Raw genomic sequence first — 26437 nt, 5'->3', positions numbered from 1 at the left:
TTCCGCCGATCGTGACGGGAGCCGCTCAGCGCGCCGTCCCGCTGTGACTCTCATCCTGGGGGGTGCACCTTACGATCCGCTTCAGGTCGCCTTCCGGCAGGGCCCGCCGGGCACGTGCCGGTCGGCCGTTCCGACCGGGCCGCCGCGGCGGCGATGTTCACCGGGATCCGCCCGAAGATCAGCCCGTGGAACGGCAGGAGCCCCCACCAGTAGAGGTGGCCGAGCAGCCCGCGCGGATGGAAGATCGCCCGCTGGGTGTAGGAGGTGCGGCCGCCCTCCTCGCGGACGCCGAGTTCCAGCCAGGCCAGGCCGGGCAGGCGCATCTCGGCGCGCAGGCGCAGCAGCCGGCCTGGCAGCACCTCCTCCACCCGCCAGAAGTCGACCGCGTCGCCCACCCGCAGCCGGGCGGGGTCGCGCCGCCCGCGCCGCAGCCCCACCCCGCCGAAGAGCCGGTCGAGCAGGCCCCGCAGCTGCCACGCGACGGGCAGGGAGTACCAGCCGTTCTCGCCGCCGACGGCCTCGATGACCCGCCACAGCGCCTCGGGACTGGCGTTCACCTGTCTGTCGCGGCGGTCGATGTAGAGGCTGCCGCCGGTCCAGCCGGGGTCCGTGGGGAGGGGGTCGCTCGGCGCGCCGGGCGTCGACGCCGACGACCAGCGGGTGGCCACGTCGGCCTCCTTGATCTTCTGCAGCGCCAGGGAGACGGCCTGCCGGAACCCGGTCAGCCCGCCCTCGGGATCGGGTACGTGACGGGCGATGTCGTGCTCGTGGCAGACGGCCTCGGTGCGTACGGACTCGACCAGCGGACGCGCGATGCCCGCGGGCACCGGCGTGACCAGGCCGACCCAGTGGCTGGACAGCGTGGGGGTGAGCACCGGCACCGGCACGATCACCCGGGACGGCAGCCCGGCCACGGCCGCGTACCCGTGCATCATGTCGGCGTAGGTGAGCACGTCGGGGCCGCCGATGTCGAAGCTCCGGTTCACCTCGCCGGGCACGGCGGCCCAGGCCACGAGGTAGTACAGCACGTCGCGGATGGCGATGGGCTGCGTGGGCGTGCGCACCCAGCGCGGCGTCGTCATGACGGGCAACCGTTCGGTGAGATAGCGCAGCATCTCGAACGACGCCGAGCCCGAGCCGATGATCACGGCGGCGCGCAGCACCACCGCGGGCACGCCCGACCGCAGGAAGATCTCGCCCACCTCCGCGCGGGAGCTCATGTGCGGGGAGAGCCGCCCGTCGGCGGCCAGCCCGCCCAGGTAGACGACGCGCCGCACGCCCGCCCGCTCGGCCGCCGCCGCGAACGTGCGCGCGGCCAGCCGGTCCTGATCGGCGAACCGGCCGGACGTGCCCATCGCGTGGATCAGGTAGTAGGCGACCTCGATGCCGCGCAGAGCCTCGTACGTCTGCTCGGGGTCGGTGGCGTCCGCCTCGGCGACCTCGGTCCGGCCGGCCCACGGCAGGTCGCGCAGCCTGGCGGCCGAGCGCACCATGCACCGGACGTCGTGACCGGCGGCCAGCAGCTCCGGGACCAGCCGCCCCCCGATGTAGCCGGTCGCCCCTGTGACCAGGCAGTTGGCCATCCGGCGCTCCCTCCTGCGGTTGTCCATCCGTTTCCCCGCCGCGCCGTCGTCATGCGTCCGGGAAAAGGGTCACGCGCGCGAGCCGTGCCGGGCAGCCGCCGCCCAGACCGCGGCGGGTGTCAGCGGCATGTCGATGTGGTCGACGTCGAGCGCGTCGCACACGGCGTTGACCACGGCGGGCGGGATGCCGATGCAGCCGGCCTCGCCCGCGCCCTTGGCGCCCAGCGGCGTGTTGGGATTGGGCGTGACGGTCTCCAGCAGGGTGACCGGCGGCATGTCGGCGGCGGTGGGCAGGAGGTAGTCCAGCAGGGTGCGCGCGTACGGCATGCCGTCGGCGCCGATGAGCGCCTGCTCGTAGAGGACCTGCCCGAGGCCCTGGGCGATCGAGCCCTGGCCCTGGCCTTCGACGATCATGGGGTTGACGACCACCCCGTAGTCGTCCGCGGCGACCAGCCGCAGCACGTGGACCGTGCCGAGATCCGGGTCGATCTCCACCACGGCCACGTGCGCGCCGTACGGGAAGGCCTGCGGCGGGGCGAAGATCTCGTCGGCGCGCAGCGGGCCGGTGCGGGCGACCAACTCGCCGAGGCTCAGCCCGGTGACCGGGCCCGTGTCGAGACCGGCGCCCGGGGCGTCGTCCGTTCCCTGGCATGGCGGCTCCGAGGCGCCGGCCAGCAGCCGGCCACCCGTGTACGAGATGTCGTCCTCCTGCAGGCCGAGCAGCCCGGCGCAGCGGCGGCGCGCGGCGGCGACCAGCGACTCGGCGGCCCGCCACAGCGCCGTCCCGCCCACCTGCATGGAACGGCTGCCGAAGGTGGCGAACCCGTACGGGACCTCGCCGGTGTCGCCTTCGACGACCCGGACCAGGCCGATGTCCACGTCCAGAACCGAGGCCACGACCTGCGCGAACGCGGTCAGGTGGCCCTGCCCGGTGGACGTGGACCCGACGCGGGCGATGAACGTGCCGTCCGCGCGGGCCTCCACGCTGCCGAACTCGTCGCTGCCCGGAGGCCCTCCCGAGCGCTCGACGTACGTGGCGATGCCCACGCCGATCGGCGGCCCGCCCTCCTGGCGGCGCCTGGCCTGCTCGGCGCGGATGTCGTCGTAGCCGGCGGCGGCCAGCGCCTGGTCCAGCGTGGCGGCGTAGTCGCCCGAGTCGTAGGTGCGCCCCGTCGGCGTGAGATAGGGGAACTGGTCAGGGCGGACGAAGTTGCGGCGGCGCAGCTCGGCGGGGTCCATGCCGAGCCGCCGGGCGAGCCGGTCCACGGTGCGTTCGAGCGCGTACGCGGCCTCCGGGCGGCCGGCGCCCCGGTAGGACGCGGTCGGGGCGGAGGTGGTGAGCACGCACCGGACCCGGGTGTGCACGTCCGGCGTGCGGTAGGCGCCGGTGCTCATCGCCCCGGTCATCATGGGGACGAGGGCTCCGGTGTGCGGGTAGCCGCCGACGCCGGCGTCGACCAGCAGCTCGTACGCGAGGAAGGTGCCGTCGTCGTCGGCCGCCAGCCGTGCGCGCTGGTTCTGGCCGCGGCCGCGCGGGCCGGCCAGCATGGCCTCGGCGCGGTCCTCGCACCAGCGCACGGGCCTGCCGAGGTGGAGCGCGAGCAGGGCGGCGACCACGTACTCGGGGCAGGTCTGGCTCTTGGCGCCGAACGCGCCGCCGGTGGCCGGGACGACGACCCGGATCCGCTCCCCGTCCAGGCCGAGCGCTTCGGCGAGGGAGTCGCGCAGGCGGTGCTGGGCCTGGTGGGAGGCCCACACGGTCAGGCCGCCGTCGCCGGGGTCGGCCAGGACGGCCCTCGCCTCCAGGGACGTGGGCAGCAGGAGCTGCTCGCGGTAGGCGGCCTCGACGACCACGGGGGCGGTGGCGAACACGTCGCCGGCCGGCTCGCCGAAGGTGCGCTCGGCGACCACGTTGCCGCGACCGCCGGACAGCGATGGTGCTTCCCCGGCGGCCATCGGGTCATCGCCGGACAGCGGGGGCGCCTCCTGGGCGGCCATCGGGTCGCAGACGGCGGGCAGCGGTTCGAGGTCCAGCCGGACGGCCTCCGCGGCGTCCTCGGCGCGGGCGCGGGTGTCCGCGGCGGTCACGGCCAGCGCCTCGCCCGGGTAGCGGACGCGCCCGGTGGCGAGCAGCGGCCACGGCGGCGCGTCCCGCCCACCCGGCACGGCACGGGCGGCGAGGTAGGGCAGCTCGGCGGCGGACCACGCGCCGGCCACCCCTTCCTCCTTGAGCGCTGCGGCGACGTCGACGCCGCGGATCAGCGCGTGCGGCACGGGGCTGCGGGTGAAGGCGAGCTCCAGGGTGCCGGGCAGATCGAGGTCGGCGACCCTGCGGGCCCGCCCGGCGAGCAGGTCGGGGTCCTCGCGCCGCGCGAGCGGCATCCCGATGTACCGCAATGTTTGGACACCCCCGCGTTCGGTACCAACGTGGGATATCGGATGCCCGGGATGAGGGATATGAAACCGCCACAATTCGACTACGTGGCGCCCGCTTCCGTGCCGGAGGCGGTGGCCGTGCTGGCCGAGCGAGGGCCGCAGAGCCGCGTGCTGGCCGGCGGGCAGAGCCTGCTCATCGAGCTGCGTTACCGGACCGAGCGCCCGGCCCTCCTGGTCGACGTCAACCGCATCCCCGGACTGTCGGACATCGCGGTCGAGGACGGGTCCGTGCACGTCGGCGCGCTGGTCCGGCACGCCCAGCTGGAGCGCGCCCGGTTCTGCGACCCGCTCGCCGAGCTGTTCCGCCAGATGGCGCCGTACGTCGCCCACCCGCCCATCCGCGCGCGCGGCACCTTCGCCGGCAGCCTGGCCTGGGCGCATCCGGCGTCGGAGTGGTGCGCGCTGGCCATGGCGCTCGACGCCGGGATCGAGCTGGACGGCCCGTCCGGCCCGCGCACGGTACCCGCCGGCTCGTGGTTCCGCGGCCCTTTCACCACCGCCTGCCTGCCGGAGGAACTCGTCACCGGCGTGCGGCTGCCGCGCCCGCCCGCGGGAACCGTCGCGGCGTTCGCGGAGCACCGTCGCACCCACGGCAGCTTCGCGCTCGCCGCCGCCCTGGTCATGCTGCGCGTGTCCGAAGGCCGCGTGGCCTGGGTCCGCATCGGGCTCGCCAACGCCGCCGACGTCCCCCTACGCGCCGTCGAGGCCGAGCGCCTCATGACAGGGGAGCGGCCGGAGCCAGACCTGCTCGCCCAGGCCGCGGCACGAGCCGCCACCGAGGCCGACCCGGCCGACGAACCGCACGCGCCGGCCGCCTACCGCAGGCACGCGCTGGCCACCCTGGCGCGGCGCTGCCTCGCCCGAGCCGTCGAGAACGCGGAAACACCATGAACGTCGAGCTCACCGTCAACGGCAGCACCCACCGGCTCGACGTCGAGCCGCGCACCAGCCTCGCCGACGCGCTCCGCGACCAGCTGAGGCTGACCGGCACGACGCTGGGGTGCGAGCACGGGGTCTGCGGGTCGTGCACCGTGCTGGTGGACGGCACCGCCATCCGCTCCTGCCTCGTCCTGGCCGTGCAGGCGGACGGCGCCGACATCCGTACGGTCGAGGGGCTCGCGGGCGACGGCGGGCCGCATCCCCTGCAGGAGGCGTTCGCCGCCGAGCACGCCCTGCAGTGCGGGTTCTGCACGCCCGGGTTTCTCATGCTGCTCGCCGGCGCGCTCGCCGAGGAGCCGGACCTGGACCGCGACGAGCGGCGGATGGACGAGGTCCTCGCCTCCAACCTCTGCCGCTGCACCGGGTACGCGGGCATCCGCCGCGCCGCGGCCCGCGCCGCGCGACGGATGCGCGGGGACGGCGCTCCGGCATCGCCGTGACCGCCTCTCGGCGGTGGCTCAGGCGGCCAGGCTCGATTCGCGGACGACCAGTTCGGTGGCGAGCTCGACGTGACGGGACTCGACCTCCTCGCCGTCGGCCAGGCGCAGGGCCGTGCGCAGGGCGACGGCCCCCATCTCGCGCAGCGGCTGGCGTACGGTGGTCAGCCGCGGCGAGGACATGAAGGCGACGTCCGTGTCATCGAAGCCGACGACGCTGAGATCTTCGGGGACGCGCAGGCCACGGGCCCTGGCGGCGTGGATCGCGCCGAGGGCGGCCTCGTCGGAGGCGACGAAGACGGCCGTCGGCGCGGGGGACAGGTCGAGCAGGGCGGCGCCTCCTCGCACCCCGTCGGGATAGCAGTAGCCGGGCGTGACCACGTATCCGGGCAGGACGGGCACGTCCGCCTCCTCCATGGCGGCGCGGTAGCCGTACATGCGGGCCTGGTTGGAGGCCGCGGTGGCGGGGCCGCCGAGGTAGGCGATGCGGCGGTGGCCGAGGGCCAGCAGGTGCTGGGTGGCGGACAGGCCGCCGGCGAAGTTGGTGGGGCCCACGCTGGTCACCGAGGCGCCGGGGAGGCCGAGCGGGTCGATGACGACGACCGGCAGGCCGGCCCGTGAGAGCGCGGCGAGCTGCCGCGGGGCCGGCTCCTCGAACAGGGTGATCACTGCCCGGCGTCCGGCGGTCACGTCGAGGGGCCCGGTGGCCCTTCTGGTGACGACGACCGACACGCCTGACGCGGTGCCCGCCTCGATCACGCCCTTGATGCTCTCGGACGAGCACGCGCAGAGCTCGTCCACCTGCACCTCGACAGTGCCGGGCTCGGTCCGGCCACGCCGGGGCGGGACGTAGCCGTGCTCCTGCAGCAGGGACCGCACCAGGGCCCGGGTGGCCGGTGCGACGTCGCTGCGGTCGTTGAGCACCTTGGACACGGTGGCCACCGACACGCCGGCCGCGGCGGCAATGGTGGCCAGCGTGGCACGCCTGCGACTTGCCTGCATCGACCCTCCCGATATCCGGCATTCACCATATCTGGCCCAGAGCTGGACATGCACGACGTCCTCGCTCGCCGCCGGTGCGGGGAATCCATCCACCCGGATCGGAACGGCGAGTGACGGTAAGCCACCCCCGATGCCTCGCCACCTTGCGTAGCCCCCCGGCGAGGATCGCGGCTTTGGAGTCAGCTCATGCTCTCGCCCCTCTCTGTCAGCAATCATCGCCTTCGGTCAAGGCCCGCAGCACCTTGGCCTGCTCGACGTCGGTGCCCACAGCCCTCATCCGGGCCGCCTCCTGGGCGGTGAAACCCGCCGCGCGCCAGGCCGCCACCTCGTCGATCGGCACCCCGGCGCGCCAGAACTCAGTCATCAGGGCAACAGCGTCCTGCCCCGAGACGAGCACCCGTTCGGCCTCACGGGCGGACAGGCCGAGCGCGTCGAAGATCCCTGCCTGTCCCGCCTCGATGCCGCGTTTCGCCCACTCCACCGCGGCGCCGTCGGTCCAGCCCGCCTCCACGTAGGCGCGCGCCCGGCTCGCTGGGACGCCCGCCCGCAGCAGCTCCCGCATGCTGCAGGAGCGTTCCTCGTCAGCGAATGCCTCGCCCACCTCCTCGCCCCGGTGCAGCAGCCGCCACAGCCAGCCCCGCGGGTGCGGGCGCTCCCCGGCGAGATGCCGGTCGGCGGCCTCCTCGGGCGAGTAGCCCAGTTCGCGCCACTGCACGGCCTCCCGTGGGGTCATGCCGGCCCGTAGCCACAGATCCACGGTGTACGGGGTGGCTCCGGCGGTGCGCCACGGCCGCGCGTCGGCAGCGGTGTAGACGCCGGACTTGCGCCACCGCTCCGCGTCGTTGATCGAGAAGCCGTCCTCGATCCACTGCCGGGCCTCGGCGACGGTGAAACCGCGTTGCCGCCACTCGTGCAGCGGCTCGGGGCCCGGCTCGTCGGCGTAGCTCGTTGTCATGACTCTCCTTTCGCCGGCGTCCGCCTCGGCACGTCCGCAGGGATGCGGACCACGGACGCCCAGTCGGGCGCATGCCCGCCGTCGCCTATCAGACAGACCACCACATGCGCCGCAGGGCGCTGCTCGGGCCACGGCGTCTCGCCGTCGGTCAGCACGATGACCAGGCCGGGCCGGGGTCGCAGGGCCATCGCCGCGGCGATACCGGCCCGCATGTCGGTGCCGCCGCCACCGACCAGTTCGATCTCGCTCGCCCGGCGCACCACCTGAACGGGGTGGGGGTGGACGTCGCAGCAGAACGCCCGCAGCCGCCGGTGAGGGCCGGCCACGCTGTCGATGATCCCGGTCACCTCGGCGAGCAGCCGGTTCAGCACGTCGTCGGAGACGCTGCCGGAGGAGTCGATCACCAGCACGGTGTCCGGGACCGCGTGCACCATCGACGGCGGCACGATGTCGGTGTAGGCGCCGGCGCGGCGCGACGGGCGGCGATAGCTGAAGTCGACCTGCCCGGCCACCGTGCTCAGCCCGCGCCGGATCATCGCGCCCAGGCGGGCCCGCCAGTTCGCCGAGGGGCGCAGGCGCTCCTCGGCCCAGCGGCGCCACCCCGACGGCACCTCGCTGCGCGCGCTGATCCTGTCCTGGATGCCGGCCGCGATGGTGCGTTCGAGCAGTTCACGGTCGAGCTGGGTGAGCCCGTCACCGGACCCGCTGTCCTCGTACGTGCGCTCCTGCCCGTCCACGGCGCTGCCGCAGTCGATCGCCTCGGTCAGTGCCCGCCCGCCGCGGCCCATCGCCTGGACCAGCACGTCGAGCATCGGCACGTACTCCTCAGCGGTGCAGTTGGCCGGAAGGCCCAGCTCGACAGGCGACACCACGCCCGCCGGGCCGCGCAGGTTCTCCGCCTCCAGGTCGTCGTTGATCTCGGCGTCGGCGGCCTGGTTCCAGCGGTGGGCCTCCTCGTCGCGGACCACCCCGGCGGCGTGGCTCAGTTCATGGCCCGCGTCCGGCCGCACCGGCGAGCGGGCCGCGTGGCCGCGCACCAAATGACCCACCTGGTGCAGCATCCACCAGCCGACCTCCTCGACCGGGGTGGCCAGCGCGGTGCCCGGTTCCACGTACAGATTCCAGCGGGTGTCGGCGGGAAAGGCGCGGAAGTCAGGGTCGGCGACGGGCACGCCGGTGTCCTCGTCGTGGGCCGGTTCCAGAATGACCGGGTTGAGGGCGAAGACGGCCGAGGCGAGGTACGGCGCCTGGTGCGCTGCCCACAGCCGCGCGGCGGCGATGCCGGCGCGCACCGCCTCTTCGTAGGCGGGGGCGCGGGGGTTGTCGGCGCTCATCGCATGAGCCCTGCCGCGCGCAGCACCGGCGCGAGTTCGAGCATCGTCCTGGGCAGGGCGGCGCCCTCGGGCCGGGAGCGGGCCAGCGACCGCGCCGCGGCCGCCGCCACGTCCGGCGCCGTGCGCGCGACCCGGGCCAGCACCGCCCACGCCCGCTCCCACGTGCCGGCCGTGCCGTCCGAGTGCACGTATGCCACCACGGCGGCGAGCAGTGCATGCAGCCGGTCGAGGCGTTCGGGCAGGCGGGCCTGGGGGTCGTTCAGCAGGGTCAACGGGTCGGGCAGGTCAAGGTTGCGGCGCCAGGAAAGCAGCTCGAATCCGGCCGCCTCTCCGACCGCGCCGAGCACCAGCTCGGCCAGGACCGGCTCGCCAGCCCTCATGTGGTCGCACGCGGCGACCGCGCGGGCGGCCATCTCCCAGCTTCGCGGGCTGGGCCAGCCGCGGCCCGCCCGGTCGGGGCTGTCGGGCACCGCCAGCACGAGTTCCGGCCGTACCCGCAGGAACGCCCCGATCAGCGCCCGCGCGCCGGCGACCTCGGCGGGCCCGACGGTGTCCTTCACGTCGAACTCCGACATGGGGAAGCCACCCGCGAAGCCCTCGGCGATGTCCTCGGCCGAGACCGTCCAGTTCAGGTGGATGAGCCGGTTGGCCAGCGGCGCGGACAGGTCCCAGCCGTCGGCGGCCTGGTCCGGCGGGTTGGCCGCGGCCACGATCCGCACCTCGTCCGGCAGCACCAGGTCGCCGACCGTGCGCTCCAGCACCACCCGCAGCATGGAGGCCTGCACGGCCGGCGGCGCGGTGGTCAGCTCGTCGAGGAACAGCAGGCCGCCGCCCTCGGCGGCGAGCCGCTCGGCCCATCGCGGCGGTGCGAACCAGGTGCTGCCCTCACGCAGCACCGGCAGCCCGGAGAAGTCGCTGGGCTCGCGAATCGAGCCGACCACCACCTCGACCGGCAGGCCGACGGCCGCGCCGAGCGCGGTCACCGCAGACGTCTTACCGGTACCCGGCGAACCCCACACGATGACCGGCAGATTGGCTGTCACCGCAACCGCGAGAGCCTCTCGTGTCACTGATGGCGCTGCCATATCGTCTCCTCGCCAGCCACCCGGACCGTGCCCGCGCAGCATGTATCGGGACGTCGAGCCGTGACGCTGACGTCCGGTGTGGTGTCTGTCAGCTATTCCTGGGTGCGGAACAGGCCCCGGCCGCCGTACTTCTTGTGCACCGCCTGCTTGCTGAGGCCCAAAGTGGCGGCGATCTCCGTCCAGCTGTTGCCCTGGGCACGGGCTCGGCGGACCGTCGCCGCCTCCAGGCGCGCCAGCTCACGGCGGAGCTCGGCGATGACCGCGAGCGAGCTGATCGGGTTGTCGGCGTTCACCGCCTCGGCGAGCACTGCGATGCGGCCGGGCTCCATAACGTCATCCTAGGTTGACGACCGGCCCCGCGTCAATCAAGGTTGACGGCCGACAGCAATTCAGCGTTGCCGCTCGCGCCGATCGTGCCGGGGAGCGGGGGTCACAGGTCGCCGCGGCGCCAGGCCTCGATCTCGGCCCGCAGCGCGTGCTCGTCCAGCGCAGGGGGGCGCGCCCCGTCCATCCACCGGCGCAGGAGCGGCGCGAGGCCGGCCGGCCGGGCGGGCTCGACCTCCTCGTGCGCGGTGAGGTACGCGACCAGCGGCCCGGCGACGGGATGGCCGGCGTCGCATCGGGCGCACAGCAGCACCTCCCGGACGCCCCTGACCGGTCGCCCCGAGGCGTTCGTCCAGCCGTGGGGGACGCGCAGCACGGCCAGGATCTCGCCGGTGCGGCAGCGCGGGCAGGCCGGGCTCATGCCGCGCCGATCGAGCCGGCCCCCAGCAGCGCCTTGACGTCGCCGTAGAACGCGGGCTCGGCGGCGACGCTGAAGGGTTCGAGGTTGAGCAGCAGGTCCTTGCGGCCCTGGCGGTGCAGGCGCACGTGTACGGGCGCCCGCCCTGGATGGGCGGCCAGGATGTGCTTGAACTCCCGCACCAGCCGCTGGTTCAGGCGCGTCTCCTGGATCGAGATGACGACGGGGGAGGCGGTGTTCGCGGTGGAGACGTCAAGGAGGGTGATCTCCTCGCCGTAGATGCTCATCGTCTCGTCCCGGACGTTGATGCGGCCCCTGACGGAGATCACGCGGTCGTCGGCCAGCAGCTCGCCGTACAACGTGTACGTCTTGGGGAAGATCAGGCACTCGACGGCGGCGTCGTGGTCCTCCAGGGTGACGATCGCCCACGGGTTGCCCTGTTTGGTGACCTTGCGCTGCAGGCCCGAGATGATGCCGCTGACGCGGGTCACGCCCTCCTGCCGCTCGGAGGCGAGCAGGCCCGCGATCGTGACGTCGCGGTGGGCGTCGAGGACGCGTTCCGCGCCGTCGAGGGGGTGGCTCGACACGTACAAACCGAGCATCTCGCGCTCGTACGCGAGCAGGGTGGCCTTGTCCCACTCGCCGTCGGGGATCGCGACCGAGAACGCGCCGGCCTGGCCCGGCTCGCCGAACAGCGAGTCCTGTCCCTGCGCCTCGTTGCGTTTGAGGTCGATGACCGCGTCGATGGCCTGCTCGTGCACCGCGACCAGGGCCGCGCGGTCGTGCCCCAGGCTGTCGAACGCGCCGCTCTTGGCCAGCGACTCGATGACGCGCTTGTTGCAGACGACGGTCGGCACCTTGGACAGGAAGTCGTTGAAGCCGGTGTAGCGGCCCTTGGCGGCGCGGGTGGTGACGATGGCGTCCACCACGTTCGCCCCGACGTTGCGGACCGCGCCCAGGCCGAAGCGGATGTCGGAGCCGACCGCGGCGAAGTCGAGGCGGCTCTCGTTGACGTCGGGCGGCAGCACCTTGATGCCGAGCCGCCGGCAGTCCGACAGGTAGACGGCCATCTTGTCCTTGTCGTCGCCGACGGAGGTGAGCAGCGCGGCCAGGTATTCGGACGGGTGGTTGGCCTTGAGGTAGGCGGTCCAGTAGGAGACGAGGCCGTAGCCGGCGGTGTGCGACTTGTTGAACCCGTAGCCGCTGAACGGCACCAGGACGTCCCAGACCGCCTTGATCGCCTCGTCGGAGAACCCCCTGCCGCGCATGCCCGCCGAGAACGTGTCCCACTCGGCGTCCAGGACCTCCTTCTTCTTCTTGCCCATGGCCCTGCGCAGCATGTCGGCGCCGCCGAGCGAGTAGCCGGCGAGCTGCTGGGCGATCGCCATGACCTGTTCCTGGAAGACCACCAGGTGGTAGGTGTCGCCGAGGATGGGTTCGAGCGCCTCCTCCAGCTCCGGGTGGATGGGCTCGACCTGCTGCTTGCCGGTCTTGCGCAGCGCGTAGTTGGTGTGCGCGTTCATCTCCATCGGGCCGGGCCGGTAAAGCGCGTTCACGGCCGCGATGTCGGTGAACGTCGTGGGCTGCATCAGCCGCAGCAGGACCCGCATGCCGCCGCTGTCCAGCTGGAACACCCCTAGCGTGTCGCCCCGGGCCAGCAGCTCGTACGTCGTCGGGTCGTCGAGGGGCACGTCGTGGATGTCGATGTCGATGCCCTTGTTGGCGCGCACGTTCGCGACGGCGTCGCCGATGACGGTGAGGTTGCGCAGGCCGAGGAAGTCCATCTTCAGCAGGCCCATGTCCTCGGCCTGCGTGAACGGGAACCCCGTGATGACGGGGCCGTCGGCCTTCGGCTTGACCAGCGGCACCACGTCCATCAGGGGTTCGGACGACAGGATCACGCCGGCGGCGTGGACGCCGGTGCCCCGGGTGAGGTTCTCCACGCCGGTCGCGGTGTCGATCACCCGCTTGACGTCGGGGTCCTGCTCGTACATCTGGCGAAGCTCGGCGGCCTCGCCGTGGCGGGGGTGGCGGTCGTCGTGGATGGCGGCCAGCGGGATCTCCTTGCCGCCGTTCGCCGCGGGGAAAGCCTTGGTGATGCGGTCGCCGAGCGCGTACGGCAGGCCCAGCACGCGGCAGGAGTCCTTGATGGCGGCCTTGGCCTTGATGGTGCCGAACGTGACGATCTGGCAGACGTGCTCCGCGCCGTACTTGCGGGTGACGTAGTCGATCATCTCGTCCCGCCGCCGGTCGTCGAAGTCGAGGTCGACATCGGGCATGGTGACGCGCTCGGGGTTGAGGAAGCGCTCGAAGATCAGCTTGTGCTCGATGGGGTCGAGCTCGGTGATGCCCGTGCAGTACGCGACCATCGATCCGGTGGCCGAACCGCGGCCGGGGCCGAGGCCGATGCCGTTCTCGCGGGCGAAGCGGCAGATGTCGGCGACCACCAGGAAGTAGCCGGGGAAGCCCATGGCGTCGATGACGGACAGCTCGTAGTCGATGCGCTCCAGCACGTCCTGCGGCGGCTCGCCCCGGTAGCGGCGGCGCGCGCCCTCCAGGGCCTCCTTGCGCAGCCAGCTCGACTCGCTCTCGCCTTCGGGGACGGGGAAGCGCGGCGTCAGGTCGCGGTGGGCGAACACCTCGCCGTAGTCGCCGATCCGCTCGGCGATCTGCAGCGTGTTGTCGCACGCGCCGGGGATCTCGGCGTCCCAGAGCGCCCGCATCTCCTCGGCGGTCTTGACGTAGTAGCCGCTGCCGCCGAAGCGGAACCGGTCGGCGTCGGCGAGCCGTTTGCCGGTGCCGATGCACAGCAGCGCGTCGTGCGCCTGGGCATGGCTCTCCGTCACGTAGTGGGAGTCGTTGGTGGCCAGGGGCGGCAGGCCGAGCGTCCGGCCGAGCCTGAGGAGGTCGTCGCGGACCCGGCGCTCGATGGCCAGGCCGTGGTCCATGAGTTCCAGGTAGTAGTTGTCCCTGCCGAAGACGTCCCGGTAGCGGGCGGCGGCCTCGACGGCCTGGTCGTACTGGCCGAGGCGGAGCCGGGTCTGCACCTCTCCGGACGGGCAGCCGGTGGTGGCGATGATGCCCTGGCCGTGCTCGGCGAACAGTTCATCATCCATACGCGGATATTTCTGGACGTGCCCTTCGAGCCAGGCCCGCGACTGCAGCCGGAACAGGTTCCGCAACCCCCGCGCGTCCGCCGCCCACATGGTCATGTGCGTGTACAGGCCGCGCCCCGAGACGTCACCGCCCTCGCCGGTGTCGTCGTTCGACCTGCGCAGGGCGAGGTTGTCGCTGTAGAACACCGGCTGCCGGTGGCGCCGCGACGCGGGGGCGACGTAGGCCTCGATGCCGATGATCGGCTTGACTCCCGCCCTGCGCGCCGCATGGTAGAACTCGTACGCGCCGTGCACGTTGCCGTGGTCGCTCATGGCCACGGCGGGCATGCCCTGCCGCGCCACCTCGTCCATGAGCGGGCCGACCTTGGCGGCCCCGTCGAGCATGCTGTACTCGGTGTGCACGTGCAGATGGACGAAAGATCCCACAGGCTGAGACTCCTCGTGGTTGTAGGCTCGTACGCGACCCGAGCATTCGACCCGAGGGCAGGCAGGGTTGTCCAACAACCAACACCACGATCCGTCACAACCAGAGGTTGTGACGGAGCTGGATCTCGGCGCCGTGCGCGCCTTCGTCGCCGTCACCGACGACCGCTCCTTCAGCGAGGCCGCCGTCCAGCTGGGCATCAGCCAGCAGGCCATCTCCAAGCGGATCGCGCGGCTGGAGTCAGGCCTCGGCCTGACCCTGCTCTTCCGCTCGCGCAACGGGGCCGCGCTCACCGAGGACGGCAGGGCGTTCCTCCCGCACGCGCGGGCCCTCGTCGGGCTGGCCGACCAGGCGGTGGAGGCGCTGCGCGGCCGGCGCCGCACGCTGCGGATCGACGTGCTCGACACGCGGCTCTCGGCCTCCGTCGACCTGGTCAGGGCGTTCCACCAGGCCACCGAGAAGGCCGACGTCGAGATCATCACCTCCAACGGGCTGAGGTCCGCACGCGACGCGCTCGCCCGCGGGTCCGTCGACGCCGCCTTCGCCCGCGCCATCGGGCCTCTGGATGAGCACCTGCGGCACGTGCCGGCCTACCTGGAGCCCGTGCACCTGCTGGCCGGCCGCGACCACCCGCTGGCCGGCCTCCGGGAGGTGGAGGCCGAACGGCTGGCCGGCTCGACCGTGTGGATGCCCGGCAACGTCCCCGGCAGCGAGTGGGCCGACTATTACCGCCTGCTGGGCGAAACCTTCGACATCCCGATCGACGACAACGGGCCGGACTTCGGCTGGGAGTATTTCGTGGAGGAGATCGCCTCCGGGGAACGGATCAGCCTCGTGGGGCTGGCGTGCCGGCTGCCCTGGAACCCGCGCGTCGTCCAGATCCCGGTCGTCCGGCCCGCCCCCGTCTATCCGTGCTCGCTGCTCTTCCACCGGCAGAACCAGCATCCGATGCTGGCCCGGCTCGTCAGCTCCGTGTGCGCCGGCTTCCGCCCGTACGACCCCGGCCGCCAGTGGCTCCCCGAACCCGACCGCGCCGCGTTCTCCCAGCGCTGATCGCAGGCGGTGGCGGACGCCCCGCACGCCCGCCGGACCCGCGTCAGATCCAGCCGGCCTCGGTCGCGATGCGGATGGCGTCGACGCGGTTCCTGGCGTTCAGCTTGGTGACGATCTTGGTGAGGTAGTTGCGCACGGTCCCCACCGACACGTGCATGGCAGCCGCGATCTCAGGCGGCTCCGCACCGTCCGCGGCCAGCCGCAGCACCTGGACCTCCCGCCCCGACAGCGGCATCTCGCCGACGTCCCACGCGGTCAGCGCGAGCTGCGGGTCCACGATGCGCCGCCCGGCCGCCACCTCGCGTACGGCCTGGGCCAGCCTGTCGGAGGGCTGGTCCTTGAGCAGGAAGCCGGAGACCGACACCGAGAGCGCTCGGCGCAGCGTGCCGGGGCGGCCGAGGCCGGTGAGGATCAGCGTGCGGCAGGTCGGCAGTTTCGCGTGGAGTTCCTCGGCCGCGGACAGGCCGTCGAGCACCGGCAGGTCGACGTCGATGATCGCCACGTCGGGACGGGTCTCCAGCGCCATGGGCACGATCTTGTCACCGCTGTCGACCTGGGCCACCACGGTCAGGTCGTGCTCCAGGTCGAGCAGTGCGGCCAGCGCGCCGCGCACCATGTGCACGTCCTCGGCGAGGAGGATCTTCAGCGACAACAATGCCCATTCCCCTTGTCCACGCCCCAGCGGTAACGAGGGTCCCCGCCATCGTGCGACCGGGTGCGGCGCCACACGCCGAAATGCCGCTATCCGCCATCGGATCAGGCCACAGGTCCAACCGTCTGCCCCCGAATCGTACTCATCCTCGGGGAAGAGGCAATGCCGCCGACTCCTTACCCTTGGTCAGATCTGCTGTCAACTCGCGGGCCGAGGGCCCCGGCGGGCGCGGTGGCCACCAGGCGGAACGTCCCGTCGTGCGTCTCGGCCGAGAGCCGCCCGCCGATCGCCCGCAACCGCCCAGCCAGATCGCCCAGGCCGGTGCCGCCCTCCAGCACGGGGACCGGGCTCTGCCTGGCGCCGTCGTTGGCGACGCTCAGGCGCACCTCGCGCCCGTCCCCCTCAGCCGTGATCCGGCACTCGGCGCCGTCGCTGTGGCGCAGCACGTTGGTGACGGCCTCGCGCAGCACCATCGCGAGCACCGCGTCGAGTTCGTCGGGAATCGTGTCCGCGGCGATGTCCGCGCGGGCGTCGATCCCGGCCGCGGTCAGCGTGGACAGGGCCGAATCGACCTCCGCGGCCAGCGACATGTGCCGGTAGCCGCTGGCCACCGAGCGCACGCCCGCGACCGCCCTGCGCGCGATGTCGAGCACGTCCGCGATCTCCGACTTGGCCCGCCCGGCGAGTCGGGGCAGCAGGCGGAAGGCCAGCTCCGACTTCACGGTCATCGCCGACAGGTCGTGTCCGAGCAGGTCGTGCAGGTCGCGGGCGACCCGCAGGCGCTCGCGCGTCACCGCCATCCTGGCCAGCTCGCCGCGGGCCTGGTCGACCTGCTTCACCAGGTCGGACAGGGAGCTGACGCCGAACACCACCAGCCCGGTCAGCAGCGTGGAGATCGTCAGATAGGCGCTCCAATCCAGCGGCTCGCCGTAGGCCAGGGACAGCAGGAGCACGCCCGCCCCGGCCGCCGCGTACAGCGCCCACCTCCGCCATCCGGCCAGCGCGAGCAGCAACGACCCCGCCAGGAAACCGCCCATCGACCCCCATGGCATGGCGATCCACACCAGCGGCAGCACCGTGACCACCGCCTGCAGCACCAGCATCCCCGACCGGGCCCGCACCGGCCACGAGCGCGAGTCGCGCAGCGACATCACGATCTGCGCGCCGACCAGGACCGCGACGCATCCCACGGCGCCGGCCGATTCCACCGGCGGTTGCTCCAGCGCGAGCACGTTGATCACGAGCAGCACGCCGTATCCGGCCAGCACCACGACGGTGACCAGCCGGGCCATGCGCAGGTGCCACGGCTGGGAGGCCACCTCACCTGAGGGGGCGGCCTCGCCCGGCGGACGTTCGGCCGTCCCCGACCGCAGCGGCGCCTCGGCCGTCAACCCGAACCATCCGTGCTCGACCCGGACCGCCTCCAGCGTGCCGCCGATGGCCGTCAACCGGGCCTCGAGGTTGCCCAGCCCGGAGCCGTTCGCATAGGGGGCCGCACCGGGTGACGGCTCGGCCCCGTCGTTGGCCACGCGCAGCCGCACCCGGCCGTCGTCCACCGCCACCTCGATCACGCAGCGCTGCGCCTTGCTGTGCCGCAACACGTTGGTGACGGCTTCGCGCAGCACGACCGCCAGCACGGTCTCCAGCCTTTCCGGCAGGCCCTCCACGGAGCCGCGGACCTGCACCCGCATCTCGGCGGCCGCCAGCATGGACTCGGCCGAGGCCAGCTCGGCGGCCAGCGACATGGGCCGGTAGTCGCCCACCACCGCCCGGACGTCCGCCAGCGAGCGGCGGGCCACCCCCAGGACGTCCTGGAGCTCCTCGCGGGCCCGCTCGGCGGCGGCGGGCAGCAGCCGGTAGGCCAGCTCGCTCTTCACCGTCACCGCCGACAGGTCGTGTCCGAGCAGGTCGTGCAGGTCGCGGGCGACCCGCAGGCGCTCCTTGACCACGGCCATCCTGGCCAGCTCGCCGCGCGCCGCGTGCAGCATGTCCACCAGCGACGCCAGGGAACTGACGGCGTAGACCATGAGCCCGGTCAGCAGCGTGAAGTACGCACCGTAGAGCAAACCCACCGCGTCGACCTGCCCGGGCGACAGGGCGAGCAGCACCCCACCGCCGACCAGCGCGTAGAGCGCCCACCGGAACGGACCCGTCACGGTCAGCAGCGTGGACCCGGCAAGGAAGCCGGCGATGGTCCCGGCCTGCGGACCGACCCAGAGAAAAGGGGCGAACGTCACCACCGCCTGCGCCGACAGGGTCACAACCCGCGTCCGGGCCGGCCACGCCAGGCTGTCGCCCGTCGAATGCGCGAGCTGCAGCAGGAACAGCACGGCCAGGCACATGCCGAAACCCGCCAGGCCCACCCCGCGCAGACCGTCGCCCCAGACGAAGAACGAGACGTTGGCGACGTAGCCGAGCAGGACCGCGATCGTCACCGCCCGCGCCATGCGCAGCGCGCCGAACCCGCCCGTCCTGAGCTCCACCGGTGACCTGGGAACCAGCCGTGCCAGCCAGCGCTGCGCGAAACCGGCCTGTCCAGCCATCGACTTCTCCTCCGAAGCCCGACGGGCTCCCTCGTCGGCAGCCGGGGTCCGCACGCAATGTACAACAGATCCACGATCAGGTCAGCATGGCCCGCGCCCTGACGGCCCAGTCGTCGTCGTTGATCGCGTACCGCTCCGCCGGTCCCTCGACGTCGGGCCCGGCGTGGTGGCCGATGACGAAGCCGCCGACGCTCGACTCCACGCGCCAGTCGAGGCCGAACACGCGGGGCGCGGTGTCGGTGTCGCCGATGTCCATCCGGCAGACGGACAACCTCATGGCGGTGCTGACCAGGGAGAGCGTCTGGCTCAGCGCGCCGACGTTCTTGAGCACCAGCGCATAGCTCATCCCGTCGTACTTCCACGACACCCTGCGGAAACGCGCGGTGATGAAGAGGAGGGCGGACGGCGTGCCCGCCAGGTTGGCCGCCACCCTGCCGGTCTGCAGCAGCTCGTCCGCGCCTGCCGGGTCGGCGGGGATCGGTTCGAGCCGGTGGCCGAAGGGGTCGTAGTGGAAGACGCCGCGCGGGATGCCGGCGCACCTGTCGATGATCGCGTACAGCTCCAGCTCGTAGCGGCCTCCGCTGCTGGCGTAGGGGCGGTCGCTGGTCGCGGTGGCCGAGCTCTCCAGCGACGAGCCGATCAGCGCCCGCACCCTGGCCGCCCGATACAGCAGCTCGCCGAGCTTCTCCGCCGTCAGCGGCAGCCCGGCGTGGCGGTGGCCGGGTTCTGCGGCCTCGACCGCGGTGGTCAGCTGCGGGTCCGCCGCGACCAGCCGGTCCCAGGCGGGACGCGGCAGCGCGATGGCGGCCTCGGCGGAGCTCGGCTTCACCACGGGCTCGACGGCCCGCTGCTCGCCCAGGGGATAGGTCGCCCCGAAGTCGTGATCGTGCCGGCCGAGCGTGGAGCGGGTGTGGAACATGAGGTCGAACGGCGACCAGGCGACCAGGGCGGGGTCGCGGTCCTCCGCGAAGCGCACCGGCTGGAACGGATCCCCTTCCTCGGCCTGCACCGCCATGCCCGCGGCCATCAAATAGGTGATCACCGAGTCGGTCTCCTGCTCGGCCGGTACGGCCGGCCGCATGAGCTCGCCGAGCTGGGCCATGGCGTCCGGCCGGTGCAGGATGACCCGGTGCAGCGACAGCGGGGACTCGATGGAGCAGTGGTTGCCGTCGGTTCGGATCAGCGCGAACCTGGACAGCCGGACCGGGTGCGCCAACGGCGTCTCAGGGAGCCGGAAGCGCGCCTGCTGGGTGAGCGGGATCACGGAGATCAGCGGCTGCTCCCGGTCCAGGCCGAACGAGCGCACCACGAGATGGTCCAGCCGGTCGAGCAGCGCGGCCAGCTCCCGCCTGTCGGCGTCCTCGACAATCACGTTGCCCAGGGAGATCGGCCCCAGGCTCATCCGCCTCATGGCCTCCAGCACGGCGGGCCTGGGGCTCGGCAGCGTCGTGTCCTCCCAGCGGCTGTGCACCACCACGACACTGCGTTGAGGCACGGGCTCGACGTACACGTCCTCGCGGAAGGACCACAGGGGGAAGGGTCCTCTGGACATATCGCTACTCCATACTCGGGTGCTTCACAGGAACAAGGGGATGGGATTGAGATCCTCGTACGCCGTGGGCGCGGCGAGCCGGCCGAGGCGGACCGGCACGTCGTAGAGCCGGCCGGGGGCGAACCGCGCCCAGAAGTGGCGCAGGCCGGGGACGACGACCTTGACCACCGGCATGCCGATGTCGGGGCGCGTCTGGTCGAGGACGAGAACCTCCAGGCCCTGCCTGCGGGCCAGCCCGAGCAGGTGCTCGATGTCGGCGCGCAGATCCTCGCGCGGGGTGTACGCATAGTCCGTCAGGTCCTTACGGGGCCCGCGCCCGTCGGGGCGCAGGTAGGGCTGGTTCGTCGTCGTCGCCGTCCGCCACCAGTGCTCGATGTGGTGGTCGGCCGGCCCGTACCCGGTGCCGTCGGCGCGGGCGCCCACCACGGACGGCAGCAGCTGCCCCAGCTCCGTCAGCGCGCGGCGGGCCGCCACGCGCGGGTCGAAGTGGGCGCCGAAGCCGAGCATGATGTCCTCGGCGGGTTTGTCGACGCGCCGGGAGACCGCCGCCATGACCGGCACGCCCAGGTCTGAGGTGATGTCGAGGACCCAGAGCTCGCGGTCGAGACCGCGGTAGCGCCGCTGGAGGCCGGCGATCCACGGGTCGTCGAACGAGTCGAGGTCCACGGCGGGGTGGCTGGTGCGGTTGTACCACCACAGTGCCACACCGTCGCGCTCGACCAATTCGAGGAAACCCTGGACGATCGCGTCCTCGACGCTGGCGCCCGCGGCGTTGCCGTTGGAGTCGGCGCGCAGCGACGCGTGGCCGTTCCTGGTGAAGTAGAGCAGGTCGGTGGGGAGCAGGCGGTGGCGGTTCGCGGTGAGCGACCAGACCGGGGTCCAGTCGATGACCTCCGTGGCGTCGAAGGGTTCGGGGACACGCTGGAAGGCCATGTTCGCCGCGTTCCAGGCGTCGCGGCCGAGGAACTGCCGGTGGTGGAAGAGCTGGCACGCGTCGGGGTGAACGGCCCGCTCCGCGCCCAGGTCGCGGTAGCTGCCCCGCACCGTGGGCTCGTCGCCGAGCCGCGCGCCGCAGTAGCGCTCCACCGCCTCGCACAACGCGCCGACCCTGGCTTCGAGGTCCGTGCTTCCCTTGCCGCCGCTCTGCTGGCGCAGGCCCATCCTGATCGCCGAGAGGCTGTCGTCGGCGAGGGCGAGGTTCGGCCCTGACAGGTAGCAGTGCACGAAGGACGGGCTGCGGGGGTCGCGCTGGATCTCCTCGGTGATGCCGGTGACGGGGTCGGCCAGGTGCCGGTAGTGCTCCCACACCTGCTCGGGGGCCAGCGCGCGGTGCCCGTTGCCGCCGGCGGCCGTCTTGCCTCTGGAGACGACGGTCACGGGCCCGGCCACGCGGGCCGCGACGAGGCCGGCGTCACCGCAGGCCGCGCACTGCGGGCGCCGGTCCACGCGGTGCCGCCCGCTCTCCAGCGACATGGTGTCGAGCGTCCACACGGCGTTCTGCCGCTCGCCGCGCGAACCGGCCAGCCACTTGGCCGTCTCCAGCGCCGCGAGGTGCAGGCCCAGCGCGCGGGTGAGCGGCAACGAGGCCTCCGGCGGGGCGACCAGGTCGCTCAGCGTGTCGCGCAGCCACCGCTCACCGCGCCGGTGCCCGCGCAGCCTGGTCGCCAGGCAGGACCAGCAGGCGCCCGTCCCTGGCTGGAAGACCGGGCCGATCCACAGGTCGGCGCCCGTCGGCTTGGCCAGCAGCCAGGGCCGGCCCTCCGCCAGCATGCTCGCGTTGACCCGCTCGAGTTCGGGGTCGAGGTAGTCGTCGCAGAGCACCAGGGAGAAGTCCGCGGGCGCCTCGCCGACGGTGACGTCCATGGACCGCAGGGTCTCGGCCGCCTGCCCGGCGTCGACGCCGCCCAGCGCGAGCAGCCGGACGGTCGCCCGCGCCAGGTTCGAGACGGCCTCGTCGGCGTCCAGGTGGGCCAGATCCCAGTACGCCTCGGCCGCGGCGTCGCCCGTGGCGGCGGCGGGCCGGCGCGGCCCGACCAGGTTGGCCCGCGCCAGCTTGCCGAGGAGCTGTTCCAGCTCGATCGGCGAAAGTCCCCCGTGCTCCTGCACCTCGGCCAGGCTGCGGCTGCCGTCCAGCAGCGGGGCGAGCGCCTGGATCCGCGGCCCGGAGAGCGCGATCGTCTTCCGCGCCGAGGTGAGGTAGACGGCCTCCCCGGGAACGGTGGTCGCTCGCAGGTGGCGTTTGAAGCCGATCAGCGGAGGATTCGCCCGGTCCACGATGGTCACCCGGTGTAGGAGGGAAGCGCGTAGAAGCCGGGGGCGGGGCGGTCGAGGTCCTCGATGCGGACGAGGTCCTCGGCTTCCGTCCAGGTGGCCATGGCGTGGCCGGTGACGTGCCGGTCGGTGCGGTCGAGTGTGGTGGTCATCGCAGCCCCCTCGGGGTCAGGTGTGGTGTTCCGACGCACCAAAGTCTGGAGCGGCGGCCCCGGCGGGCATAGTTTCCGCGTCACTTCCGGAGCGTGAAAGATTCACACTCCGCCCGTGGCCATATGTGTAGGCTTCTCAGATTTTCTCGACCTAGGCTCGCCGCATCCGTATCGAAAGATTGGGGGAGACGTCATGCGACAGCTCCAGATCGGCAGGTCGCAGAGAAATCGCACGATCCGCCGGGCGAGGAGCAGGATCTCTCTCGACCTCGACACGCGCACCCCGGGCGGCGTTCGGCTGCCGTACTGACCTGCGAGGATGCCGCCGGCGGCGGCTGCCCGTCGAGCGGGGTCCGCCACGGGAGGTGATGTGGACGGAGAAACCGGGAATCTCCGGGGGGCCCGGCCACGCCGCTCCCCGGCGGTTTCCCCTTTCACTCTGAAAACGGTAATTCGCTGGAACGGAAGGGAAAATGTATCACGATCTGCAGATAAACCGCCTGAGAGCTCTGGTGACCGTCGTCGACCTCGGCGGTTTCCGGCGGGCGGCGGAGGCGTTACACGTGACCCAGCCCGCCATCAGCCAGCAAATCCGACAACTCGGCAACCTCGTCAAAGGGCCCATCTTCATCTCCACCGGGCGGGAGCTGCGGCTCAGCCACCAGGGCGAGGAACTCCTCGGGTACGCCCGCAGGATCGTCTCGCTCAACGACGAGGCCGTCGACCGGTTCGTCCCGCCCGCGGGGAACGTACGGGTGTCGATCGGCATCGGCGACCAGCTCGCGGAGGCGCTGCCCGACATCCTGCGGCTGCTCACCAGGGGCATGCCGCACGCGCAGGTCAGCGTGCGGACCGGATTGAGCGAGTCGCTGGAGAGCCAGGTGAACAGCGGACAGCTGGATCTGGCGCTGCTGTTGCAGCCGCGTTCGACCCGCGCCTCCGCCACCGGGTACGAGCTCGGCCACATGCGCATGGACTGGTTCGGCCAGCCGGCGCACGGCGAGGGGGCGGCGCTGCCGCTGACGCTCTTCACCGAGCCGTGCACGCTGCGCAGCCGCATCCTGGAGGCGTTCGACGCCTCCGACGTTCCCTGGCGGGTCGCGTACGAGGGGTCGGAGCTGGTCGGGTTACGCGCCGCGGCGAAGGCCGGGCTGGGCGTGGCCTGCCTCATCGCGAACGGCGACGAGTTGTGGGGCCTGCCGCGCACGGTCCGGCTCTCGCTGCCGGACCCGCCCGGCCCCATCCCGGTGACCCTGGCCGTCTCCACCGGAGCGGCGACGTCCGGCTTCGTGAAGATCGCCAGAAAGGCCCTCCAGAACGCGCTGCGCGGCTACCCGTTCGCCCAGTGAACCGGCGCCCCTCCCGCCGGGCCGGGGACCCGTACGAGCTGTCTCCCTGAAAACCACGTGAACCAGCGCCCCCACACCAGAAGAATGCAGTGATGCGCACCCTTTACGCCGTCACCCATCCGGAGGCGACGCACCACGTCGAGGGAATCGTCGGCGGTTGGCACGATTCGCAGCTGACGCCGGCCGGGCTCGGCGCGGCGGCCTCCGTCGCCCGGGCGCTGCGGGCCCAGATCCCGGACGGCGCCGACGTGGAGCTGTTCTCCTCGGATCTGCGGCGCACCCGGCAAACGGCCGAGAAGATCGCCGAGTTGTTCGGCGTGAAAGCGATCCTGGACCGGCGGCTGCGGGAGAAATCCTACGGCGAGGCCGGGGGAAGACCACAGGCGTGGCTGGACCAGCGCTTCGTCCCACCGCCGGCCGAAGGGGAGCGGTTGGAACACGACGAGGGCGTGCCGGGCGCCGAAACCAGGGCGGCGCTGGCGCAGCGCGTCTACGCGGCCATGGACGAGATCGTGCGGCGCCCGTGTGAACACCAGATCATCGTGACGCACGGTGGCTCGCTGACCTTCGTCGTGACGTCCTGGATCAAGATGCCGATCGAGGCGGTCGGCCATGTCAGTTTCCGGGCGCCGTCCGGCAGCATCACCACGCTGCGCGAGGACGACTTCTACCACAACCGCACGGTCTACCTCGGCGACACCCGCCATCTCGGCTCCGGCGAAGCCCGCTGACCTCTACCTGGCCCGCTCTCCCGCGAGTCCGCCGCCGGTGGCGACGGTCACGGTGTCGTCCTCTCTCGTTCGTTGACCCAGCTCGTGACCGCCTTCGCCAGCACCGCCCTGGCCTTTCTGAACTCCGCCGCGTCCAGCCGCTCGCCACGGGTGTGGTCGAGCGCGGCGTCGCCGGGGCCGTAGGCGACCATGGGGACGTCCTGCCAGGTCGCGGCGAGGGTGTTCATGGCGCTGCCGCCTCGCCTGGCCAGGAACCGCGGCGTCGTCCCCGTTTCGCGGAAGGCGCGCGAGAACGCGTTCACCAGCGCGTTCGTCCTGGGCGTGAGCACGCCCGGCGTGGCGGTGAGCACCTCCACGCCCGCCGGGTCGGCGACCAGCCGTACCAGCGCGACCAGGTTCTCGACCGGCGTGTCCCGCGGCACGCGTACGTCGAAGACGGCCTCGCCCTGCTGCAGGTGTCCGGCGCTGACCGCGTGGATGGCGAGGACGGCCATCAGGGCCTTCGGAGAGGCCTCCGCGATGGCGTCGCGGAGCCGGCCCAGCAGGTGCATCACGCGCTCGCCGGTGGTGACGACGCCGGTGCCCGCGGTGTGGCCGAGGGGTTCGGTGACGCTCAGGCGGATCTTGAGCCGGCCGTGGTTGCCGACGGTCAGCGCCTGCGCGCCGCTCGGCTCGCCGATGATGACGGCGTCGGCGGGATAGTGGTCGCGGACGAAGGACGCGCCGCGCGCGGTGTTCGCCCTCTCGACCGCGCCGATGACACGGACCTGCGCGTGGCCGGGCACGTCCGTCCCGGCCAGCGTCTCCAGGAACGCCACGAGGCTGCCCTTGGCGTCCACGCAGCCGCGGCCCGAGAGGGTTTCGCCGTTCCAGTGCACCGGCCAGCGGTGGGCGGCCGTGTCGAGATGGCCGAGCATGAGCATCCGCTCGGGTCCTGAGCCGCGGGTGGCGACCAGGTTGCCGGCCTCGTCGATCTCGGCGTGGACGCCGTGCTCCGTGCACCAGTCCACCAGGAACTCCGCGAGCTCCCGCTCGTCGTACGAGACCGAGGAGATCTCCACGGTCCTGGCGAGCAGCGACAGGTCGCCGGCGGGCGCTGGGGCGCGCCAGAAGCGGGTGCCGGAGGCGGGCGACAGGATGTGCGGCCCGGTGATCGCGACGTCCGCGGTGCCGGACAGCGCGATCTCGGCGGCCCGCACCTTCTGGCGCATGCGGCCCCGCGCGTACGCCTGGCCTTCGCCGCGGGTCGCGTGCTGGATCCGGCCGGCCGGGTCCGCCGGGTCGGCGAGCAGGCCGGCCGTGCCGGTGACCAGGCGCAGGTGGTCGGCATCCAGGGCGTTGGCCAGTTCCGCGGCGAGCACGTCGGCGTCCACGCTGAGCGGCGTGCCGCCCGTGGCGTCGGAGACCGGCGGAGCCAGGCACACGACGTCGAACACCTCGAGCAGCCGGTTGACGCCGTCGACGTCCACCGCGCACACCGTGCCGGCGCGATGGTCGCGCACCGCGCGCATCCGGCCGTCGATCTCGGCCCGTACCGGCGGGTTGGGCAGGGCGGACACCAGGGCGCCGGTCTGCGCGACCGCGGCGAACGCGCGCAGTCCGCGCTCGGAGAGCGCGCGCCGCACGCGGGGCAGGGTCACCTGCTCGTAGGCGGCGACGATGTGTGGGATCTCCGCGGGCGGGCAGTAGCGCACCTCGCCTCCGCCCGTGCGCATCGTCCGGACGAGCCGGCCGATGTCCGCGTAGTGCCGGGCGATCCCGGCCGTGCCGCCCGCCACGAGCAGCAGCCTGGCGCCGCGGGCGCGCAGGCCGGCGACCTCGTCGAAGAGCTTCTCGTGGTCCAGACCGGCACTTCCGATCTTGATGACGTACAGGGCCGCCCTGCGGGTGCCGGCGACGTGTCCTGGCACGGACATCTTCGGCTCCTCTTTCGCCTGATGCCACGGAGGGGTCGCCTCCACCGGCAAGCGGCACCGTTCCGGCATGGAACTCGCTGTCCACAGGAACGAATGATTACTACGCGAGCATAAGCCGCCGAATAGGCACGTTTCCGCAGTTCAGCAGAAGGATTGCTTATGTCG

The 26437-nt window shown here is 72.6% G+C and carries 20 protein-coding genes; 5 read left to right on the top strand and 15 right to left on the bottom strand.

Translation table 11 applies throughout. The annotated features are described in order from the left end of the window. Nucleotides 1-50: 50 nt before the first annotated feature. Nucleotides 51-1610, bottom strand: coding sequence for an SDR family oxidoreductase (locus tag ABGA98_RS42990; RefSeq protein ID WP_347624248.1), 1560 nt, complete (start codon nt 1608-1610; stop codon nt 51-53). A 42-nt stretch (nt 1611-1652) separates the two neighbouring features. Beyond that, on the bottom strand, nt 1653-3980 hold the full coding sequence (locus ABGA98_RS42985; protein ID WP_347624247.1) for a xanthine dehydrogenase family protein molybdopterin-binding subunit: 2328 nt from the start codon (nt 3978-3980) through the stop codon (nt 1653-1655). 60 nt (nt 3981-4040) lie between these two features. Here ABGA98_RS42985 and ABGA98_RS42980 point away from each other — a divergent pair, with 60 nt between their 5' ends. After that, entirely contained in the window at nt 4041-4910 is an 870-nt protein-coding gene (locus ABGA98_RS42980) for an FAD binding domain-containing protein (RefSeq protein WP_347624246.1), read from the top strand. After that, on the top strand, nt 4907-5398 hold the full coding sequence (locus tag ABGA98_RS42975; protein WP_347624245.1) for a (2Fe-2S)-binding protein: 492 nt from the start codon (nt 4907-4909) through the stop codon (nt 5396-5398). Before ABGA98_RS42980 ends, ABGA98_RS42975 begins: the two co-directional genes overlap by 4 nt. An 18-nt stretch (nt 5399-5416) precedes the next feature. Here the strand turns inward: ABGA98_RS42975 and ABGA98_RS42970 are convergent, their stop codons facing one another. From ABGA98_RS42970 to dnaE, 7 genes are all read right to left on the bottom strand, one after another. Next, complete coding sequence (locus tag ABGA98_RS42970; RefSeq protein WP_347624244.1) at nt 5417-6397, bottom strand: LacI family DNA-binding transcriptional regulator; 981 nt, start codon at nt 6395-6397, stop codon at nt 5417-5419. 205 nt (nt 6398-6602) lie between these two features. Further along, nucleotides 6603-7352, bottom strand: coding sequence for a hypothetical protein (locus tag ABGA98_RS42965; protein WP_347624243.1), 750 nt, complete (start codon nt 7350-7352; stop codon nt 6603-6605). Continuing rightward, entirely contained in the window at nt 7349-8686 is a 1338-nt protein-coding gene (locus tag ABGA98_RS42960; RefSeq protein WP_347624242.1) for a VWA-like domain-containing protein, read from the bottom strand. Before ABGA98_RS42960 ends, ABGA98_RS42965 begins: the two co-directional genes overlap by 4 nt. Next, the gene (locus ABGA98_RS42955; RefSeq protein WP_347624241.1) at nt 8683-9771 is read right to left on the bottom strand and encodes an AAA family ATPase; all 1089 of its coding nucleotides are present in this window, start codon (nt 9769-9771) and stop codon (nt 8683-8685) included. Before ABGA98_RS42955 ends, ABGA98_RS42960 begins: the two co-directional genes overlap by 4 nt. A gap of 92 nt (nt 9772-9863) precedes the next feature. Continuing rightward, a complete protein-coding gene (locus ABGA98_RS42950) occupies nt 9864-10100 on the bottom strand; it encodes a hypothetical protein (RefSeq protein ID WP_347624240.1) in 237 nt (78 codons plus the stop codon). A 101-nt stretch (nt 10101-10201) separates the two neighbouring features. After that, nucleotides 10202-10516 carry a DUF6300 family protein gene (locus ABGA98_RS42945; protein WP_347624239.1) on the bottom strand — a complete coding sequence of 105 codons (315 nt, stop codon included), beginning with the start codon at nt 10514-10516 and terminating at the stop codon, nt 10202-10204. Then, entirely contained in the window at nt 10513-14055 is a 3543-nt protein-coding gene (gene dnaE, locus ABGA98_RS42940; protein ID WP_347624238.1) for a DNA polymerase III subunit alpha, read from the bottom strand. The genes ABGA98_RS42945 and dnaE overlap by 4 nt, the downstream gene beginning before the upstream one ends. 109 nt (nt 14056-14164) lie before the next feature. Here dnaE and ABGA98_RS42935 point away from each other — a divergent pair, with 109 nt between their 5' ends. Then, the gene (locus ABGA98_RS42935) at nt 14165-15106 is read left to right on the top strand and encodes a LysR family transcriptional regulator (RefSeq protein ID WP_347624237.1); all 942 of its coding nucleotides are present in this window, start codon (nt 14165-14167) and stop codon (nt 15104-15106) included. 43 nt (nt 15107-15149) lie between these two features. Here the strand turns inward: ABGA98_RS42935 and ABGA98_RS42930 are convergent, their stop codons facing one another. From ABGA98_RS42930 to ABGA98_RS42910, 5 genes are all read right to left on the bottom strand, one after another. Continuing rightward, nucleotides 15150-15761 carry a response regulator transcription factor gene (locus ABGA98_RS42930; protein WP_347624236.1) on the bottom strand — a complete coding sequence of 204 codons (612 nt, stop codon included), beginning with the start codon at nt 15759-15761 and terminating at the stop codon, nt 15150-15152. Nucleotides 15762-15934: 173 nt separating this feature from the next. Continuing rightward, a complete protein-coding gene (locus ABGA98_RS42925; RefSeq protein WP_347624235.1) occupies nt 15935-18301 on the bottom strand; it encodes a histidine kinase in 2367 nt (788 codons plus the stop codon). 76 nt (nt 18302-18377) lie between these two features. After that, nucleotides 18378-19853 carry a SagB family peptide dehydrogenase gene (locus ABGA98_RS42920; protein WP_347624234.1) on the bottom strand — a complete coding sequence of 492 codons (1476 nt, stop codon included), beginning with the start codon at nt 19851-19853 and terminating at the stop codon, nt 18378-18380. 24 nt (nt 19854-19877) lie between these two features. Continuing rightward, nucleotides 19878-22136 (bottom strand): TOMM precursor leader peptide-binding protein, encoded by a 2259-nt coding sequence (locus ABGA98_RS42915; RefSeq protein WP_347624233.1) that lies wholly within the window; start codon nt 22134-22136, stop codon nt 19878-19880. Then, nucleotides 22133-22276, bottom strand: a complete 144-nt coding sequence (locus tag ABGA98_RS42910) for a hypothetical protein (protein ID WP_347624232.1) — start codon at nt 22274-22276, stop codon at nt 22133-22135. Before ABGA98_RS42910 ends, ABGA98_RS42915 begins: the two co-directional genes overlap by 4 nt. A gap of 473 nt (nt 22277-22749) precedes the next feature. Here ABGA98_RS42910 and ABGA98_RS42905 point away from each other — a divergent pair, with 473 nt between their 5' ends. Together ABGA98_RS42905 and ABGA98_RS42900 are read left to right on the top strand one after the other, a co-directional pair. Beyond that, complete coding sequence (locus ABGA98_RS42905; protein WP_347624231.1) at nt 22750-23625, top strand: LysR substrate-binding domain-containing protein; 876 nt, start codon at nt 22750-22752, stop codon at nt 23623-23625. 92 nt (nt 23626-23717) lie between these two features. Next, nucleotides 23718-24356 (top strand): histidine phosphatase family protein, encoded by a 639-nt coding sequence (locus tag ABGA98_RS42900; RefSeq protein ID WP_347624230.1) that lies wholly within the window; start codon nt 23718-23720, stop codon nt 24354-24356. Nucleotides 24357-24403: 47 nt separating this feature from the next. Here the strand turns inward: ABGA98_RS42900 and ABGA98_RS42895 are convergent, their stop codons facing one another. Continuing rightward, a complete protein-coding gene (locus ABGA98_RS42895; protein ID WP_347624229.1) occupies nt 24404-26272 on the bottom strand; it encodes a M20/M25/M40 family metallo-hydrolase in 1869 nt (622 codons plus the stop codon). Nucleotides 26273-26437 lie beyond the last annotated feature (165 nt).

This window comes from Nonomuraea sp. B1E8 (genome assembly GCF_039871515.1).
GTDB lineage: Bacteria > Actinomycetota > Actinomycetes > Streptosporangiales > Streptosporangiaceae > Nonomuraea.
Note: the sequence above shows the minus strand (reverse complement) of the source record. Positions and strands in the feature narration are given on the sequence as shown.